Genomic DNA, 17,117 nt, shown 5'->3' with positions numbered 1-17,117 from the left:
CACACCTGGGGCCTGGGCCGGATCTGGGCCCGCCTGCCCCTCGTCCAGAAGAACCGCTGGATGATCTGACCCCCCTCCGGGAGCGCGTGCCGGGCCGCCACAGGCGGCCCGGCACACGTCCGCGCCCGGTACGGCGGAGCTGGCCTGGTTACCGGCCGAACACCATGCGGAAGTCGCGCAGCGCGAGGGTGAGCCACGGGCGCCGGCCGGCGAGGTAGGCGAGCGGGCCGTCCGGCTCCACCCGCCAGCCGGCCCGGGCCAGGCGGGCGGCGGCGCGGGCGCGTACCGGCGTGGTCCTCGTCCGCTCGCCGAGCGCCTGCACCACCGAGAACCGCGCCGGCCACCGGCCCGGCAGCCGCGGGCCGTCCACCAGCCACGCCCCGGCGATCGCCGTCGCCCGCGCGTCGAGCCCGCCGCCGGTGGCCCGGAAGTCGAGCTCGGCCAGCTCCTTCGGGATGCCCCACAGCGCACGGCCGCCGTCCCGGGACGCCGGACTGTCCACCCAGATGTCCACGATGGACACCAGCGGGCGGCCGGCGCGGCGTACGAGCACGGCGCTGAGCAGTTCCCGGTAGGTCAGCACGCCGCCGGGTCCATAGTCGACCCAGGCGGTGCCGACCAGGCCGCGGCCGGCCACGGTGAGCGGGCGCACCTCGGCGGCGAGGACGGCCGGCAGCGGCGGGAGGTGGGCGCGGGGGACCGGCCAGACCGACACGTACATCTGGCCGCGCAGGTGCCACGGCTCGGGCGGGTAGCTCACCACTCCATGCTGCCCCTCGACTCGCCGAAAGCCGCGGCAACCGGCTGCCGTCGATTCGCCGAAAGCCCGGGGAACCGGGCGCCGGGCGGGGTATACCTGGGCACGCGGACGGCGGTGAGGGCGGAGGCGGTCATGGCGGACAACTGGCGCGCGCGGGTCCGTCAGCGGCGGTCGCGGCGCGACGGCGGCCGCCATCACCACCAGGAGCCGCCGCCCGAGCTGTCGATGGACCCCCGGGCCGCGGCCGAGAACGCCCGTGCCGCACCGGTGGAGGAGAGCATGGTCACCTCGGCCGTCTACTCCCGCGGGCAGCGGGTGGAGACGCCGTCGACGCTGGCGCAGACCGCGCGGCGGCTGCGGCGGGTGCCGGGGGAGATGGCGTGGATCGGGCTGTACCGGCCGTCGGAGGCGCAGCTGCTGACGGTGGGGGAGGAGTTCGCGCTGCACGAGCTGGCCGTGGAGGACGCGATCGTCGCGCACCAGCGGCCGAAGCTGGAGCGGTACGGGGACACCCTCTTTGTCGTGCTGCGGGCGGCGCGTTACCTGGACGACGCCGAGGAGGTCGACTTCGCCGAGCTGCACCTGTTCGTGGGGCCGGACTTCGTGCTCACCGTGCGGCACGGGGCGGCGCCGGACCTGCCGGCGGTGCGGCGGCGGCTGGAGGCGGACCCCGAGCTGCTGGCGCGCGGCCCGGAGGCGGTGCTGTACGCGGTCCTGGACGCCGTGGTGGACGGGTACGCGCCGGTCATCGCCGGGCTGCAGAACGACATCGACGAGATCGAGACCCAGGTCTTCGGCGGCGACCCGAAGGTGTCCCGCCGCATCTACGAGCTCTCCCGCGAGGTGGTCGAGTTCCAGCGGGCGACCCGGCCGCTGCTGGAGATCCTGGCCGGGCTGACCGCCGGGTTCGAGAAGTACCGCACCGACCAGGAGCTGCGCCGCTACCTGACCGACGTGGCCGACCACGCCACCACGGTCGCCGAGCGGGTGGACGGCTTCCGGCAGGTCCTGGCCGACATCCTCACCCTCAACGCGACGCTGGTGTCGCAGGCGCAGAACGAGGAGATCCGGCAGCTGACCGTCGCCTCGTACACCCAGAACGAGGAGATCAAGCGGGTCTCGGCCTGGGCGGCGATCCTGTTCGCGCCGACGCTGATCGGCACCATCTACGGGATGAACTTCAGCCACATGCCGGAGCTGCACTGGGCGTTCGGCTACCCGTTCGCGATCGCGCTCATGGCGTTGACCTGCGCGAGCCTGTACGCCGTCTTCAAACACCGCGGCTGGCTCTAGCGCCGGTCCCGGCCAGTGATCGAAGCTCCCCCCATGTCGTTCTAGCGACTTCAGGGGAGCTTCGATCACCGCCGGCTCGCGAACCGCGCCGGGCGCGCGGGCGATCATGGCTGAATAGACTGCTCGCTGTGGATGTGGACGCGATCGTCGTCGGGGCCGGACTGGCCGGGCTGGTGGCCGCCCATGAGCTGACCGCCGCGGGGCGGAAGGTGGCCCTGCTCGACCAGGAGGGCCAGGCCAACCTCGGCGGCCAGGCGTACTGGTCGTTCGGCGGGCTGTTCCTGGTCGACACCCCGGAGCAGCGGCGCCTGCGGGTCCGCGACTCGCTGGAGCTGGCCTGGCAGGACTGGCGGGGCAGCGCCCAGTTCGACCGCCTCGGCGCCGCGGGCGCAGAAGGCGGCGCAGAGAGCGGCGGCGAGGACGTGTGGGCGGTCCGCTGGGCCCGCGCCTACGTCGAGTTCGCGGCCGGCGAGAAGCGGTCCTGGCTGCACGGCCACGGCGTCCGGCTGCTGCCCACCGTCGGCTGGGCCGAGCGCGGCGACCTGCGGGCGACCGGGCACGGCAACTCGGTACCCCGCTTCCACATCGCCTGGGGCGCCGGCACCGGCGTGGTCGAACCGTTCGTCCGCTCCGCCGAGCGGGCCGCCGAGGCCGGGCTGCTCCGCTTCCACCACCGCCACCGGGTCGACGAGATCGTGCTGACCGGTGGCGCCGCGACCGGGGTACGCGGCGTGGTCCTGGCCCCCGACGACGCGCTGCGCGGCGCCCCGTCCAGCCGGGAGGTGGTCGGCGAGTTCGAGCTCTCCGCCCAGGCGGTGATCGTCACGACCGGCGGCATCGGGGCCAACCACGAGATGGTCCGCCGGTTCTGGCCGGAGCGGCTCGGCCGGCCGCCGGGCCGCATGGTGACCGGCGTGCCCGCGTACGTCGACGGGCGGATGCTCGACATCGCCGCCGGCGCCGGGGTCCGGCTGGTCAACCGGGACCGGATGTGGCACTACACCGAGGGCGTGCACAACTGGAACCCGGTCTGGCCCGGGCACGGCATCCGCATCCTGCCCGGCCCCTCCTCGATGTGGTTCGACGCGCTCGGCCGCCGCCTGCCCGACCCCTGCCTGCCCGGCTACGACACCCTCGGCACGCTCCGGCACCTGCGTACCGCGCCCGACCTGGCCGGCCACGACCACTCCTGGTTCGTGCTCAACCAGCGGATCATCCGCAAGGAGTTCGCGCTCTCCGGCTCCGAGCAGAACCCGGACATCACCGCCAAGGACCGGCGGGCCTTCGTCCGGGAACGGATCGTCGGCCGGGGCGCGCCCGGACCGGTCGAGGCGTTCAAGCGGCACGGCGTCGACTTCGTCGTGGCCCGCACCGTCGAGGACCTGGTCGCCCAGATGAACGGCCGCACCGACCAGCCGCTGCTCGACGCCGCCGCCATCCGCGCCCAGATCGAGGCCCGCGACCTGCAGATCGCCAACCCGTTCAGCAAGGACGCGCAGGTGCAGGGGATCCACAACGCCCGCCGCTACCTCGGCGACCGGCTCGGCCGTACCGTCGCGCCGCACCGCCTGCTCGACCCGGCCGCCGGCCCGCTGATCGGCGTCAAGCTGCACATCCTGACCCGCAAGACCCTCGGCGGCATCCAGACCGACCTCGACTCGCGGGCGATCGGCGCGGACGGGCAGCCGATACCCGGCCTGTACGCGGCCGGCGAGGTGGCCGGCTTCGGCGGCGGTGGCGTGCACGGGTACAACGCGCTCGAAGGCACGTTCCTCGGCGGCTGCCTCTTCAGCGGCCGGGCCGCCGGCCGCGCCGCGGCCCGAGCGGTTTAGCTGATCTCATATCGGCTTGTGGCAGAATGCGGCGCGTGCCGGGCCTACCTCGTCTGCGTGCCGCTCTCGCCCCCTACCGCCGGCGGCTCTTCGCCGCCGCGCTGATAGCCGCCATCGCCGTCAACGTGTTCCAGTTCCGGGCGATCGACCGGGAGCGGTACTACGAGTTCCGGGCCGTCGGGACCTACCCGACCGACGACCTCGCCCGGATCACCTTCGGCAACGGCGGGTGGCACCGCCAGCGGTACGGGCTGTACCAGGGGCTCGGCACGCTCGCCCCGGGCGCGACGGTGTACATCCCGACGCCCGGCCCGTACGACGCCGAGCGGCAGGTCGCCGACGAGACCGCCAGCCGGCTGCGGGTCTTCGGCCGGGTCGGGCGGCTGGTCTGGGTCGCCGCGCCGACCGCCGCGGCGGGGCCCGGCTTCGACCCGACGCCGTACGTGGTGGCCACCGGCGTCGGCGGCGCCCGCGGCGCACCGTGGGCGCTCGCCGTCGACCCGGCCCGGCCGCGCCCCAAGGGCCCGGCCGACCCCAACTTCTACCTGCGGCCGCTCGTCACGAGCGAAGGACCCCGCACCTCCGGCGCCGACCGGGCGTTCGCCCTCATCCGGTGGCCCCAGGCCCGCGAGGGCGAGGAGTACGACTACCAGGAGCTGCTCGTGGAGACCACGCTGCTGCCGCCCGCCGTACGGGACGAGCTGACCCGATGATCGCCGAGTCGCTGGTCGTGCTGCTGCTCCTCGGCGGCGGCTGCGCCCTGCTGCGCACCGCCGGCCTGCGGGGCTGGGGGCTGCTCCCGCTCGGCTTCCTCGCCGGGATCTGCCTGCTGCTCGGCGCCGGCTTCGTCCAGGTGGCGACCGGGCTGCCGACCTCGCCGGCGATCACCCTCGCCGTGGTCTTCGGCGCCCCGGTCGCCTGGTGGGTGGTGTGCTGGCGGCGCGGGCGCGGGGTCGCCGTGTCGGTACCCCTCGCCGCGGGGAGCGCCCTGGCCGCCGTCGCCGCCGTCGCGGTGCTCCGCGACGCCAGGATGCTCAAGTGGCACCCCGACTCGATCACGTACCTGATGGCCGGCCGGCTGATCGCGGACGGCGACTACCGCTCGACCGCCTCCACCGAGCTGCTGAGCACCCGGGTGTTCGGGGTGCCGCTGCTGCACGCCCCGGCCGGCCTGGACGGCGACCTCTACCTCCGCTCGATCACGCCGCTGCTGACCGCCGCCACGGTCGCGGCCGTCGTCTGGTTCCTGGCCCGGGCCCCGCGCACCGGCTGGTGGCGGGTCGCCGCCGTCGCGGCCCTGGTCGTGACGCTGCTGCTGACCAACAACCGGGTCGTGTTCAGCTTCTTCTACCTCAACGGGCACCTGCTGTTCGCGGCGTGCGTGCTGCTCGCCGCCGGCGGCGGGTGGCTGCTCGCCACCGCCGGGCCCGACCGCGGCGAACCCGCCCTGGCGACCCTCCAGCTCCTGGCGATACCCGGCATAGTGATCATCCGGCCGGAGGGCTTCCTGGCAGCCGCGCTGGTCCTGCTCCCCACCGTCCTGTCCGCCCGCGTGCCGCGCCGCCAGCGGGTGGCGGTACTGGCCGTCTTCGGCGGCACCACGCTGCTGTTCGCCGGGTTCCAGATCTGGTTCTTCCTGGACCGCGACGCCGGCCTACCCGCCTCCGGCATCGGCGCCGCCGCCCTGGGCGCCGCCGCGCTGGCCGCCATCCCGCTGCTGCGCCGGGGCACCGCCGACCGCCGCGGCGGGTGGCTGCTCGCGGCCGCGGAGGCCGGCCTCTGGCTCGCCCTGGCCGCCCTGGCCGTGCGCGACCCGGACACCCTCTGGACCAGCGTGCGCGCCCTCTATCGCAACCAGGTCGAGGGCGTCGGCGGGTACGGCCTGTCGCTCACCCTGCTGACCGGGCTGCTCCTGCTGGCCTGGCTGATGTCGCCCCGGCTGCCGCACCAGGCGCACCTGCGGTTTCCGCTGACCACGTTCCTGCCGTTCTGCTTCGTGATGGCCTACCTGCGCGAGGGCGCCTACCGGGCGGCCGACGCCGACTCGATGAACCGCATGCTCATGCACGTGGTGCCGCTCGCCGCGCTCTACCTCGCCGCCCTGCTCACCACCTCCGGCGAGGCCCCCGGCGACGGGCCCGGCCCGGAGCCCGACGCGGAGACCGCCGAGGCACCGCCCGAGCCGGCCTCCGCCGTACCCGCGCGCCGGTAGAGCGGTTTCGGAGCTTCGGTCGCCGGCGGTCTTACCCCGGCCCCCGCGGGGAGCAAGCGGCCGTCCGGCGTCTGTGCGTCCACGACACCTCACCGTCGCGGGTCACGCGGGTCCGCGCAGCGGGGTGAGCAGGACGATCGGGATCTCGCGGTCGGTCTTGCGCGCGTAGTCCTCGTAGAGCGGGAAGGTGCCCACCATCTGGGCCCAGAGGGGCGCGCGCTCGGCCGAGGAGGCGACGCGGGCGCGGGCGGTGAACCGGCGGGTGCCGACCTGCACCCCCACGCTGGGGTCCGCAACCAGGTTCAGGAACCATGCCGGGTCCTGGTCGGCACCGCCCTTGGAGGCGACGACGACGTACTCGCCGCCCGAGGTGCCGTAGATCAGGCAGGTGCGGCGGGGCGTGCCGGTCCGGCGTCCGGTCGTGGCGAGCACGAGGGTGCGCACGCCGTTGTTCTCGTGGCCTTCGGTGCCGCCCGAGGCGAGGTACGTGCGGGTGTGCTCGGCGACCCAGTCCCACTGCGAGTCGGTGGCGCGGTCGAGGTCCTCGGCGATGGCCATGGCGGCTGTCCTTCCGGTACGCGGGTCGGCGCGGCCACGCCGGCCGCGTCCACCCCTGAGACGGAGCCGCCCCGCCGGTCTCGACATCCGGCCACATCTTCGTCGAGAACACGCCCGCAGCGCGGATCTAGAACGTTTAGGGCGGATATAGAGCCCTAAACGTTCTAGATCCAATGCCGCTCAGTTAAGTTGTGGTGGGGTGTTGTCAAGGGTTTTGGATCGCCAGGATGTCGATGCCGATGGTGGCCTGGTAGGTCTTCCGGTCGATGTCGGGGCCTTTGGCGTTGTATTTGGAGATGGCTCGTTTCACGATCCGTGGGGCGAGTCTGGTCCGTCGGTTGGGCATGAGGTTGGCTAGGACCCGTCGGCCGATCGCGCCGACCAGGTCGATCACTGTGCCGGTGATGGCGTTCGCGGCTTGTACGACTAGGTCGCGGGCGGCGGACAGGGCCGTGGTGAAGCAGGCCCGGTCGGGGTCGAGGTCGGGCTGGCTGTCGGTGGCGTCGGCCATGGCCAGGCGGATGGCTTGGTAGGTGATCAGTAGTGCGTAGATTTCCTGGCGGACTCCGGCCGGGGTCCGGGCCCGTAGTACCCGTCCGCTCAGGATCGTCGATTTCAGTTCCAGGAACGCTGTTTCGACCTCCCACCGCTCGTGGTAGAGCCGGACCAGGTCGAACGCCGGATACTGGCGATGCTCGACCAGTGTGGTCACCAGCCGGTACACGGTCGTGGCACGCCCGGCCGTGGTCTGCACGTGGATCTGACACTCCACGACACGGACCCGCAGTTGGCCGATCACCGATAGGAACGAGCCGTCCGGCAACCTGCGGATCACCGGCAGCTTCCGGTTGTCCTTGACCCGCACCACGAGGTACGCCCTGGCCTTCACGACCGCCTCGATCAGGTCCGCGGCCCCAAAGGCCCGGTCCAACAGCACCACCCAGCCCGAGCGCAGGCTGGCCACCAGCAGCTTGGCGTAGGGCACCTCCCCCTTCGTGGTCGGCCCAAAGACCGCGTCGATGACGGTCCGGGTCCCGCAACACACCAACACCAGCAGCCGAAGCTTCGGATAGCCCGACCCGCCATGGTTGCAGCGATGGGGGGTGTACTCGGCCAGATTCGCCGGGCTGGCCGCGACCGCCGCGCTCGTCCCGTCGATAGCGCACACCAGCAGACCCCGCCACCACCGCCCACGAGTGCGTGGCGCCGGGCCCGGCCCCCGCACCAGGTCGAACAACGCCCGCAGCGGGCCCGGTCCCATCCGTTGGCGGGCCTGGGCCAGCACACCTGAGCTCGGTCTCGCCACCGGCACACCGTCCAGGGCCGCTACCAGCTTGTCCCAGACCTGCCGGTAGCCCACATCGGCGAACAACGCACCAGCCAACAACAGGTAGACCACCACCCGGGCTGGTACATCACGCACCCGTGACTTACCCCGACCCGCCTCGGCCAACGCGGCATCGACCATCTCGAAGGGCACATGCTGGGTCAACTCCCCGAGGTGTCCCGGGGCAAATACACCCGCAGCGACCTTGATCACGCGGCGGGTGACAGAATACGCGGACAGCGAGGCTCCCTACAGATCGTGACCATCTTGTGAGGACAGTCATGTCTACCGGAGCCTCGCTGCCTATCTATCTCCGCCCTATCAACAACGCCTGATCCAGACCCTTAACTGAGCGGCATTGGATCTAGATCCGCTTGTGGGGCTTCGTCAACGGCCGCGGGCCGCCGCCGGCGGGGCTGGCGGCGGCCCGGGAAGGTGACGGGTTACGGCACCGCCGCCGGTGGGGTGACCAGGACGGTGGCCCACTGGTTCTGATAGCCGGGGTAGACCAGGCGGAAGCCGACGCCGAAGTTGACGCCGGCGTCACCCGGGTTGCCGGTGCCGGTCAGCACGCCGCCGCCCAGGTCGATGCCGAACTGGCCGGTGGCCCGCTTGCCGTTCTTGTTCACGATCCGGACCGTGTACGGCGCGTTGCCCTCGGAGGGGAGCACGACCGACGCGTCGGAGTCGCGGAAGAAGAGCGGGGCCTGCGGGTCGAGGTCCGGCCGGTACTCGATGCCGGGGTACCAGCCCTTCGCGTCCGTGAAGGACTTGACCGGCGGCAGCGGCCCGAACCTGGTGCAGTAGCCGCTGAACGGCTCGTTCGGCGCCTCGAAGCAGTCCTTGAACGGGTACGTCTCGCCGAAGCTGAACGCCGCGTTCGAGGACTGCGGCCGGGACGGCAGGTTGTCGAGCGCCGACGGGTCCTTCGCCGCCGCCGTGCCCTGCCGGCGCAGCGGGTCGAAGTGCGAGTCGACGATCAGCAGCCCGCCCTTGGTGCCGATGCTCGGCGGGTCGAACAGGTTGTTGAGCGTGAGGTTGAGGCTGCCGTAGCTGGTGTCGCGGTACCAGACCAGCAGGCCCGGCGCGTTGTACGGCACCCGGTCGACCTTCCACGCCCCGTCCCGCAGGTAGTTCGTGTTGTACGCGTACTTGAGGCCCTCGTCGAAGCCGTCGTGGTTGCGCCACTCGGCGAGGTAGTAGTGCGCGTACGAGAACTCGCCGGGCGAGACGCTCCAGCCGGTACCGGTGGTGTTGGTGAACGAGGTGACCGTCGGCGTCCAGCCGTTGTTTCCGCTCTCGACGTCGTCGGACCAGGTCGTGGCGCCGTCCGCGGTGACCGAGAAGTCGTCCGCGAACCAGCCGACGTCCTCGAACGCCTCGTCGGTCGCATACCGCAGCCGCAGCTGGACGGTCTGCCCGGCGAACGGGGTCAGGCTGACGTAGTCGTGCCGCCAGTCGCCGCCGGTGTCGCCGGTGAGGCCGTACTTCTTGTCGCCGAAGTCGTGCATGCGCCCGTTCGGGTCGGGGTAGCCGTCGTCGGTGGAGACGAGCTGGCCGGCCTCGTCGAAGACCTTCTGCTCGGCCCACGTGGCGCCGCCGTCGGTGGAGACCTCGACGAAGCCGAAGTCCCAGTCCGCCTCGATCTGGTAGTGGTTCCACAGCCAGAACCGCACGTCGCCGCCGGCCGGCACGGCCAGCTCGCGGGTCAGCCGGATGTCCGCCCACTCCTGGTCGTTGTTGGTCCACCACTGGCCCGCGCCGCTGTGCGGTGTGGAGAGCGAGACCTCCTTGGTCGGCAGGTTGACCCGGACGCCGTCCTCGGTGCCCACCGGGGTGCGGGACGTCTGGCCCACCTTGACCTTCGTCGGGTCGTCGCCGGGGTCGAGGATGAGCGGGTCGGCCCAGCCGAGCACGAACTTGTCCCAGAGCCCCATGTGCGTCGGGATGCCCTGGAAGATCGGCCCGGTGTGCGAGCCGGACGACATCAGGTCCCAGAAGTCGACGTCGGAGTCGCCGCCGGAGGCGATGTCGTACAGGTCGGGCAGGCCGAGGTCGTGGCCGTACTCGTGGGCGAAGACGCCGACGCCGGAGTCCTCGGGCTGCACGATGTAGTTGGCGATCATCTTGTCGGTGCCGGGGATGGTGTGGCCGGGCACGATGGTGGAGGAGTGCGCCCAGATCGCGTACGGACCCTGCGCGCCGCCGCCGCCCGACTTGTCCTCGCCGGCGTGCACCAGCACGAGGTGGTCGACGACGCCGTCCGGCTCGTTGAGGTTGCCGTCGCCGTCCGCGTCGGAGACGTCCTCGACGTCGTAGTCGGCCCACGGGAAGTCCGGGTCCTGCGCGGCCAGCACGTCGACCGCGTCGGCGCCGAGCGTCGCCGGACCGCCCGGGTTGTCCGGGTGGCCGTTCATGTCCTGGCTCTGGCCGGCCTCCCACACGCCGTCGACGAGCGTGCAGGTGTCCGCGCCGTACCACGCCTCGGAGTGCGGCACCGTCACCCACGGGGTCGCCGCACCGTCCACGGTGTACGCGCCCTTCGACATCTCCAGGTACATGTTGTGCATCGTGTACCCGCGCAGGTTGATGCCGGGCTTGCCGTCCGGGCCGCGCAGGTCGGTGCGGACCCGCTCGGTGATGCCGTCCCGGGTGTAGAGCATGTCGTTGTAGAGGTCGGGGGAGAAGTCCGGCACCCAGAAGCTGTTGTTGTCCGGGTGGGACGCCTCGGCCGGGTTGGGGATGTTGTTGTGCAGCGGCCCGTTCTGCACGTTGCCGGGCACGCAGTCGCGCTCGTTCTGCGGGGTGGTGGCGTCGTCGAACGTCGCCTGCGGCACCATCACGCCGGAGAAGTCGTCGTTGGCGTTCGGGTTGAACTCGATCAGGATGGTCAGCAGCTTGGCCGTCTGGGTCTGGTCGGCCTGCTTGTAGCGGATCTGCCGGGGGTTCTTGCCGGTGCGGATCGCCTCGGCCTCGGTCCGGGCCAGCCCGCGGGCGGCGACCGGGTTACCCTCGGAGAACTTGCGGCCGTACCGGGTCACCGGGTCCGGCTGGCTCCGCTTGACCTTGCGCTTGCCCTCCGTGGTCACGACCTCTTTGCCGTCCGAGGAGCGTTCCACCTTCGGCTCGACGTAGTTGATGTAGAAGTCGCGGTCGGTCGGGATGTATCTGGCGGGGCGGTCAGCCGCCGCCGGACCGGCCGAGGTCACCGATACGCCGGCGACGGCGACGACCAGCACGGGTATCGAGATGAGCGCCCGTCTTCTCCTGCTTGTCCACATAGTCCCCCCGCTGGATCTTCGACGTAGCAACGTCCTCCCCTTTCCACGCGCGTCGGTGCACGAGGTCGAATCACCCGACGCACCCGATCGGACACGCGGGCAACGAGAGGACGCTATGCCACGCCTGGGCCATGGACAACCACCGTTGTCGCGTCGCGGCGGCCGGGGCTGGTCAACCGGACAGTTGGCGCTTGTCCGTCATGCCGCCCGTTCCCGGCGTCTGTCCACAGTGGTCGTCCCTGGCCGGTGGGACGCCGGGCGGCCGGGGCCGCGCCCTGATGCGTGGATCGCCGGCACCGGGGTATGCGGGGTGTGGAAAAGGGGGTGAGCGCCATGACGGACCGCAATGACGAACGGCGCCGGGAGGAGCAGCCGCGGACCGGGTCGGACCAGCCCTGGGAGCCGGAGGACCTGGTGGCCGCGGAGGGCAAGGACCCCACGCCGGAAAACCTCGCGGACGCGCGCCGCAGGCTGGCCGAGGAGGGTCCGGCGGCGGTCGAGAAGACCCTGCCGTAGCCGCGCCCGCGGCGCGCAGTATCGCCTCCGGAGGGGGCGGGCCGCAGGCGATACGCGAAGGCGGTGAAACGCCGGAAATCGGGACGCGCTCGCACAGAGGATGGGCGGAGGCCGTCACGAGAAAGGCAGACCCGTCATGTCACGAGTGAAGGTCGGCGCCGAGAACGGCGCCGACATCGAGATCTACTACGAGGACCACGGGCAGGGGCAGCCGGTGGTGCTCATCCACGGGTACCCGTTGAACGGGCGCTCGTGGGAGCGGCAGCACCGCGAGCTGCTGGACGCCGGCTACCGGGTGATCGCGTACGACCGGCGCGGGTGGGGCCAGTCCAGCCGGCCCACGCTCGGGTACGACTACGACACGTTCGCCAGCGACCTCAACATGCTCATGGAGCACCTCGACCTCACCGACGCCGTCCTGGTCGGCTTCTCGATGGGCACCGGCGAGGTGGCCCGCTACCTGGGCAACTACGGGTCGGCGCGGGTGCGCAAGGCGGCGCTGCTGGGCGCGATACCGCCGTTCCTGCTCAAGACCGGCGACAACCCCGAGGGCGTCGACCAGAAGGTGTTCGACGACATCAAGAAGGCCGTGCTCACCGACCGGTACGCGTACTTCAAGGACTTCTTCGACAACTTCTACAACACCGACAAGCTGGACTCGAAGCGGATCAGCCCGCAGGCGTGGCAGGCCAGCTTCAACGTGGCCGCCGACGGCTCGCCATACGCCTCGTACGTCTGCGTGGACACCTGGCTGACCGACTTCCGGGCCGACCTGCCGAAGATCGACGTACCGGTGCTGGTCGTGCACGGCACCGAGGACCGGATCCTGCCGTACCCGAACACCGCCCAGCGGCTGCCCGCCCTGCTCAAGGACGTCCGCCTGGTGCCGGTCGAGGGCGGGCCGCACAACGTCGGCTGGACCCACCCGGAGGAGGTGAACCCGGCGCTGCTGGGCTTCCTGCGCGAGTAGCCGCCCGCCGCACCGTGGCGCCCGCCGGCCCGGCCGGCGGGCCAGCCGCGGGTCAGTGGCGTGGACGGTACGCGGCGGCGGCCAGCGCCTCCTCCACGTCCGCGTCGGTGAGCTGGGCGAAGTCCCGGTACCAGGCGCCGACCGCGGTGAAGTCCGCCGGTCGGGTCACGCAGTAGACGCCGTCGGCCTCCCCGGCCAGCACGTCCGCGGCCTGGGCGGCGCAGACCGGCGCCGCGAAGTCCAGCCGGGCGGGCCCCTGCGCGCGGACGTCGCGCAGCGCGGCCCGGGCGGTGACGCCGGTGGCGAGGCCGTCGTCGACGACCAGGACCGGCCGGTTCGCCACCACGGGCGGCGGGCGGTCGCCGCGGTACCGGTGCAGCCGCCGCTCGGCCTCGGCCCGCTCCCGGGCCACGTCCGGCGCCAGGCGCTCGGCGTCGAGCCCGAACTGGTACAGCGTGCGCTCGTCGAAGACCGCCGGACCGCCGGCGGTGACCGCGCCGATGCCGAACTCGGGCTCGCCGGGCAGGCCGATCTTGCGGGCGACGAGCACGTCCAGCTCGCCGTCGAGGGCGTCCGCGACGTGCCGCGCCACCGGTACCCCGCCACGCGGCAGGCCGAGCACCAGCGTGCCCTGGCCGACCAGCTCGGGTGCCCGGGCGGCCACCGCCCCGGCGAGGAGCCGGCCGGCCTCGTCACGGTCCGCGAACCGGGACTCACGCATGGCCGCCGCCCTCCATGACCACGCCGGAGGGGCCCTCGGTGCCCCGGCCGCGCGCGCTGAGGTGCACGCCGAACCAGGCGCCGGCCGCGCGCGCCACCTCGTCCAGCGCGTGCGGCTCCTCGAAGAGGTGGGTGGCGCCGGCCACGATCCGCAGCGCCCACTCGCCGCCGAGCCGGGTCGCCGCCGCCCGGTTGAGCTCGATCACCTCCGGGTCCCGCTCGCCGACGATCAGCAACGTCGGCGCGATCACCCCGGGCAGGTGGTCGCCGGCCAGGTCGGGGCGGCCGCCGCGGGAGACGACCGCGCGCACGTTCCGCGGCCGGGCGGCGGCGGCCAGCAGCGCGGCGGCCGCGCCGGTGCTGGCCCCGAAGAGCCCGATCGGCAGCTGGCGCACCTGGGGCAGCTCGGGCAGGTGGTCGACGATCGCGGTCAGCCGGCGGGCCAGGAGCCGCACGTCGAACCGCAGCTCGCCGGTGACCGCGTCGGTCTGCTCCTCGTCCGGCGTGAGCAGGTCGGTCAGCAGCGTGCCGAAGCCCGCCGCCCCCAGGTGACTGGCGACCAGGCGGTTGCGCGGGCTCATCCGCGAGCTCCCGCTGCCGTGCGCGAAGAGCACCACCCCCCGCGGCTCCGGTGGCATGGCCAGGTCGGCCTCGAGGGCGGCGCCCGCGGCATCCAGCTTCATGGGGAACGGTTACCCACCGGCCACCCCGGCTATGCCCGGCACCCTTCTTCCACGAGGAGCTCGCGGCGCCCGACGGCGCGCCGGCGCCCCGCCGGTTGGGCACCCTCTGCCCGACCGGGCAGGATGGCCGCGTGGAGAAGATCGAGATCAGGCGGGTCGGCTACCTCGACCCGGATGCCCGGGCGCTCGTCGAGGCGGCCCTCGACGACCTGCGCGAGCGGTACGGGGACGGCGAGGGCGACGGCACCCCGATCGACCCGACCCCTGCGGGAAAGCCCGCCTAGCGGGTGCCGAGGACGGCGGCCGCGGTCAGGCGGGCGGGGCCGGCGCAGCGGTCGACGGAGAGCCGCACGTAGCGGCCGAGGCCGGTGAACTCCACCCGGCCGGTGCCGGAGCGGCCGGTCGTGTCCCGCGCCGCCACCGTCCACGCGCGACCGTCCACTGAGGTCTCCACCCGGTAGTCGACGGTGTGCCGGCGGGCGGCGAAGGTGACGGTGACGCCGGTCAGCTCGCGCAGCCGGCCGAGGTCGACCCGCCAGCCGGGTCCCGCCGGGCTCCAGCGCCGCCCCTCGGCGTGGTCGGCCGGGATCTCCTCGGCCGTGTACCGGCTGTAGTTGTAGTGCCTCTTCGCCTGCGGCAGCGGCCGGCCGGTCACCTTCGCGGCCAGGTCGCACGGGCCGCTCGCGTACACGTAGGCGCGCTCGCCCATCACGTAGTCGACCACCTCGGTGCGGTCGTCGCCGCAGACGTCCGCGCGGACCATGCGGCCGTCGACCGGGAACGTGGCCACGCGCTGGCCGGCGCCGTCCCAGATGCCGGCGACCTCGCCGCAGCCGCGGTTCCAGGCGAGCAGCAGGTCCCGGTACGTCCCGTCCCAATTGTGCAGCGGCTCCAGCACGGTGCCCCAGCAGCCCAGCGTGCTCCGCTCCTCCTTCCACAGCGTCTGGCCGGTCGCCGAGACCAGGTAGAGCGAGTCCTTGCCGGTGGTGGCGGTGCGGTCCACCCGGTCGAGGCCGGCCACCTCCAGGCCGGGCAGGTCGGGGCGGAAGTCGCCGAGGCCGACCTGCTGCGCCTCGACGGCGTCGAGGTTCTGCCACAGCAGGGTGCCGTCCGAGCGGTACGCGTTGGTGCTGTCGCCGCCCAGCCCGGCGCCGCCGAAGACGATGTCCTCGCTCCCGTCGCCGTCGATGTCGCCGACCGCGATGGAGTCGGGGTGGTCGGCCATGTTCGCGGTCCACACCAGCGCGCCGTCGGGGGTGACGAAGTCGTACCCGGCGAGCAGCTCCTGCCGGCCGTCGCCGTCGAAGTCGTGCGGGTACGGCCGGTGGCCGACCGTGCCGCGGTGGGTCCAGAGCAGCGTGCCGTCGCTGTCGGTGACCCACACCTGCTCGTACCGGTCCTTGAACACGATGTCGGCCGGCCGGTCCAGCCCGCGCGTGTTCGCCACGACGATGGTGTCCCAGGCGTTCGGGCCGGGCACCGGGAACGCGCGGGTCAGCTGCCCGGTCCGCCCGTCGAAGACCCGGAACTCGCCCTCCATCACGGCGAGCACCTCGTTGTCGCCGTCGCCGTCCAGGTCGTAGATCTCGGCCGGGATGTCGGTGCCGTTGTTGGTGACCCGGGGGTCGGGCGTGCCGACCTGCCAGAGCTGGCCGCCGGTGCCGACGTCGAACGCGGCGAGGGCCTGCACCTGCCGGCCGATGTACCGGTCGTCGGCCGAGTACGTCGGCTGCATCGTGACGATGTCGAGCCGCCCGTCGCCGCTGACGTCGCCGACCAGCAGCCGCGCCCCGGTGCCGCCGGCGCTGGTGTCGACGCTGGTGACGAGCTGTGGTTCGAGCGGGGCTGGGGCGGCCGGCGCCGCCGTGCCCACCGCCGCCAGGACGACCGCCGTGAGAAGCTTCATGCCGCACTCACCCTCCCGTGTGGACTGTCCAGGATCCTCTGTAGACGGTGCTGACCTCTTTCGGCCGGCACCACCGGTACCGGCAGCGCGGCGGCGCCGAGCAGCAGCCGCTCCACCGGTACGAGCTCGCCGCGGTGGCCGGTGCAGCGGGCGCAGTCGCGGGTGTGCCGGACCAGCCGCTTGCGCCACAGGGGAGCGGTGGCGCCGTTCCAGCCGCGCAGCTGGCCGGCGAGCTCGGGGCAGCGCGGGTGGGCGCCGAGCGCGCGGACCACGCCCCGGGCCGCGTCGAGGCGTTCGCGCAGCCGCTGCAGGCGTACCGCCGCGTGCTTGGCGTTGACGCGGAGGGCGCTGGCCATCTCCTGGCGGGTGAGCTCGCCGGCCGCCTCCTGCCACCAGAGGGTGAGCAGCCGCCGGTCGCCGTCGTCGAGCCAGCGGGTGGCCTGGGCCAGCTCGCGCCGCTGGCCGGTCAGGGCGAGCGCGCTGACCGCCTCGTCGGCGAAGTCGGCCCGCGGGTCGGGCAGCTCGGCCGGCGCGGCCCTCACCCGCAGCAGGCTCCGCCGGCGGTCCCGCAGGTGGCGCTGCACCTGCCGGTACGCGATCGTCACCGCCCAGGCCCGGAACCGGTCCGGCTCGCGCAGGCCGGGCAGCCCCCGCATGACCTTGATCATGGTGTCCTGCACCAGGTCGTCCACGTCGGCGTGGCCGCCGAGCGCGCGGCCGACGACGTTGTAGATCACCGGCAGGTGGGCGGCGACGAGCTGGTCGAGCGCCTCCCGGTCGCCGGCCTGGGCGCGCACCACCAGCGCGGTGACGTCAGGGGGCGCCTCGATCTCACTCTGGGTCATGACTGCACCGCTCACTACCGATCGCCCGGGGCCGGCACCGATCGTGACACAACGACGTAAGTAAGTAAAGACAACCAACTATCTCTTGCAAAACCGCTGGGGTAAGCGTATTCCTGTACCCAGATCGAAGGTTTTGGTTATCTACTGTGTCCTCGGGCATCTACCGGGGTGCCGTCGGAAGCCCGCGGCGGCAGCCTTGCTCACCGTGACCACA

15 protein-coding genes are annotated in these 17,117 nt (G+C 72.8%); 7 read left to right on the top strand and 8 right to left on the bottom strand.

Going from position 1 to position 17,117, the window contains the following annotated elements:
• Nucleotides 1-148: 148 nt before the first annotated feature.
• Complete coding sequence (locus tag RB614_RS17230) at nt 149-760, bottom strand: acetoacetate decarboxylase family protein (RefSeq protein WP_308713524.1); 612 nt, start codon at nt 758-760, stop codon at nt 149-151.
• 132 nt (nt 761-892) lie between these two features.
• Here RB614_RS17230 and RB614_RS17225 point away from each other — a divergent pair, with 132 nt between their 5' ends.
• From RB614_RS17225 to RB614_RS17210, 4 genes are all read left to right on the top strand, one after another.
• Nucleotides 893-2,053: a magnesium and cobalt transport protein CorA gene (locus tag RB614_RS17225; RefSeq protein WP_308713523.1), complete on the top strand. Its 1,161-nt coding sequence runs from the start codon at nt 893-895 to the stop codon at nt 2,051-2,053.
• A gap of 128 nt (nt 2,054-2,181) precedes the next feature.
• On the top strand, nt 2,182-3,885 hold the full coding sequence (locus RB614_RS17220; protein WP_308713522.1) for an FAD-binding dehydrogenase: 1,704 nt from the start codon (nt 2,182-2,184) through the stop codon (nt 3,883-3,885).
• Between the two features lie 35 nt (nt 3,886-3,920).
• Nucleotides 3,921-4,598, top strand: coding sequence for a hypothetical protein (locus tag RB614_RS17215; RefSeq protein ID WP_308713521.1), 678 nt, complete (start codon nt 3,921-3,923; stop codon nt 4,596-4,598).
• Nucleotides 4,595-6,097 carry a hypothetical protein gene (locus tag RB614_RS17210; RefSeq protein ID WP_308713520.1) on the top strand — a complete coding sequence of 501 codons (1,503 nt, stop codon included), beginning with the start codon at nt 4,595-4,597 and terminating at the stop codon, nt 6,095-6,097. The genes RB614_RS17215 and RB614_RS17210 overlap by 4 nt, the downstream gene beginning before the upstream one ends.
• Before the next feature lie 102 nt (nt 6,098-6,199).
• Here the strand turns inward: RB614_RS17210 and RB614_RS17205 are convergent, their stop codons facing one another.
• The 3 genes from RB614_RS17205 to RB614_RS17195 all read right to left on the bottom strand — a co-directional run bounded on the left by RB614_RS17205 (nt 6,200) and on the right by RB614_RS17195 (nt 11,221).
• On the bottom strand, nt 6,200-6,655 hold the full coding sequence (locus tag RB614_RS17205) for a nitroreductase family deazaflavin-dependent oxidoreductase (protein ID WP_308713519.1): 456 nt from the start codon (nt 6,653-6,655) through the stop codon (nt 6,200-6,202).
• A 205-nt stretch (nt 6,656-6,860) separates the two neighbouring features.
• Nucleotides 6,861-8,195, bottom strand: a complete 1,335-nt coding sequence (locus RB614_RS17200) for an IS4 family transposase (RefSeq protein WP_308713518.1) — start codon at nt 8,193-8,195, stop codon at nt 6,861-6,863.
• A 230-nt stretch (nt 8,196-8,425) separates the two neighbouring features.
• The gene (locus RB614_RS17195) at nt 8,426-11,221 is read right to left on the bottom strand and encodes an immune inhibitor A domain-containing protein (protein ID WP_308713517.1); all 2,796 of its coding nucleotides are present in this window, start codon (nt 11,219-11,221) and stop codon (nt 8,426-8,428) included.
• A 375-nt stretch (nt 11,222-11,596) separates the two neighbouring features.
• Here RB614_RS17195 and RB614_RS17190 point away from each other — a divergent pair, with 375 nt between their 5' ends.
• Together RB614_RS17190 and RB614_RS17185 are read left to right on the top strand one after the other, a co-directional pair.
• Complete coding sequence (locus tag RB614_RS17190) at nt 11,597-11,779, top strand: hypothetical protein (protein WP_308713531.1); 183 nt, start codon at nt 11,597-11,599, stop codon at nt 11,777-11,779.
• Nucleotides 11,780-11,915: 136 nt separating this feature from the next.
• Nucleotides 11,916-12,749: an alpha/beta fold hydrolase gene (locus RB614_RS17185; protein WP_308713516.1), complete on the top strand. Its 834-nt coding sequence runs from the start codon at nt 11,916-11,918 to the stop codon at nt 12,747-12,749.
• A gap of 52 nt (nt 12,750-12,801) precedes the next feature.
• Here RB614_RS17185 and RB614_RS17180 read toward each other — a convergent pair whose 3' ends face one another.
• Together RB614_RS17180 and RB614_RS17175 are read right to left on the bottom strand one after the other, a co-directional pair.
• Nucleotides 12,802-13,470 (bottom strand): phosphoribosyltransferase, encoded by a 669-nt coding sequence (locus RB614_RS17180; protein WP_308713515.1) that lies wholly within the window; start codon nt 13,468-13,470, stop codon nt 12,802-12,804.
• Nucleotides 13,463-14,152: a dienelactone hydrolase family protein gene (locus RB614_RS17175; protein WP_308713514.1), complete on the bottom strand. Its 690-nt coding sequence runs from the start codon at nt 14,150-14,152 to the stop codon at nt 13,463-13,465. The genes RB614_RS17180 and RB614_RS17175 overlap by 8 nt, the downstream gene beginning before the upstream one ends.
• Nucleotides 14,153-14,283: 131 nt before the next feature.
• Between RB614_RS17175 and RB614_RS17170 the strand changes: the two genes are divergently transcribed.
• On the top strand, nt 14,284-14,436 hold the full coding sequence (locus tag RB614_RS17170) for a hypothetical protein (RefSeq protein ID WP_308713513.1): 153 nt from the start codon (nt 14,284-14,286) through the stop codon (nt 14,434-14,436).
• On the opposite strand, the gene RB614_RS17165 is transcribed toward RB614_RS17170, so the two are convergent.
• Nucleotides 14,433-16,058 carry a galactose-binding domain-containing protein gene (locus tag RB614_RS17165; RefSeq protein WP_308713512.1) on the bottom strand — a complete coding sequence of 542 codons (1,626 nt, stop codon included), beginning with the start codon at nt 16,056-16,058 and terminating at the stop codon, nt 14,433-14,435. The two genes, RB614_RS17170 and RB614_RS17165, sit on opposite strands and share 4 nt — an antisense overlap.
• A complete protein-coding gene (locus RB614_RS17160; protein WP_308713511.1) occupies nt 16,055-16,903 on the bottom strand; it encodes an RNA polymerase sigma factor in 849 nt (282 codons plus the stop codon). Before RB614_RS17160 ends, RB614_RS17165 begins: the two co-directional genes overlap by 4 nt.
• Nucleotides 16,904-17,117 lie beyond the last annotated feature (214 nt).

The sequence above is a fragment of the Phytohabitans maris genome, from assembly GCF_031085175.1.
Classification (GTDB): domain Bacteria; phylum Actinomycetota; class Actinomycetes; order Mycobacteriales; family Micromonosporaceae; genus Phytohabitans; species Phytohabitans maris.
Note: the sequence above shows the minus strand (reverse complement) of the source record. Positions and strands in the feature narration are given on the sequence as shown.

Coding starts and splice junctions, on each gene's coding strand:
- RB614_RS17205 (WP_308713519.1), bottom strand. CDS start 6,655: ATGGCCATCGCCGAGGACCTCGACCGCGCCACCGACTCGCAGTGGGAC.
- RB614_RS17190 (WP_308713531.1), top strand. CDS start 11,597: ATGACGGACCGCAATGACGAACGGCGCCGGGAGGAGCAGCCGCGGACC.
- RB614_RS17175 (WP_308713514.1), bottom strand. CDS start 14,152: ATGAAGCTGGATGCCGCGGGCGCCGCCCTCGAGGCCGACCTGGCCATG.
- RB614_RS17225 (WP_308713523.1), top strand. CDS start 893: ATGGCGGACAACTGGCGCGCGCGGGTCCGTCAGCGGCGGTCGCGGCGC.
- RB614_RS17165 (WP_308713512.1), bottom strand. CDS start 16,058: ATGAAGCTTCTCACGGCGGTCGTCCTGGCGGCGGTGGGCACGGCGGCG.
- RB614_RS17210 (WP_308713520.1), top strand. CDS start 4,595: ATGATCGCCGAGTCGCTGGTCGTGCTGCTGCTCCTCGGCGGCGGCTGC.
- RB614_RS17180 (WP_308713515.1), bottom strand. CDS start 13,470: ATGCGTGAGTCCCGGTTCGCGGACCGTGACGAGGCCGGCCGGCTCCTC.
- RB614_RS17160 (WP_308713511.1), bottom strand. CDS start 16,903: ATGACCCAGAGTGAGATCGAGGCGCCCCCTGACGTCACCGCGCTGGTG.
- RB614_RS17185 (WP_308713516.1), top strand. CDS start 11,916: ATGTCACGAGTGAAGGTCGGCGCCGAGAACGGCGCCGACATCGAGATC.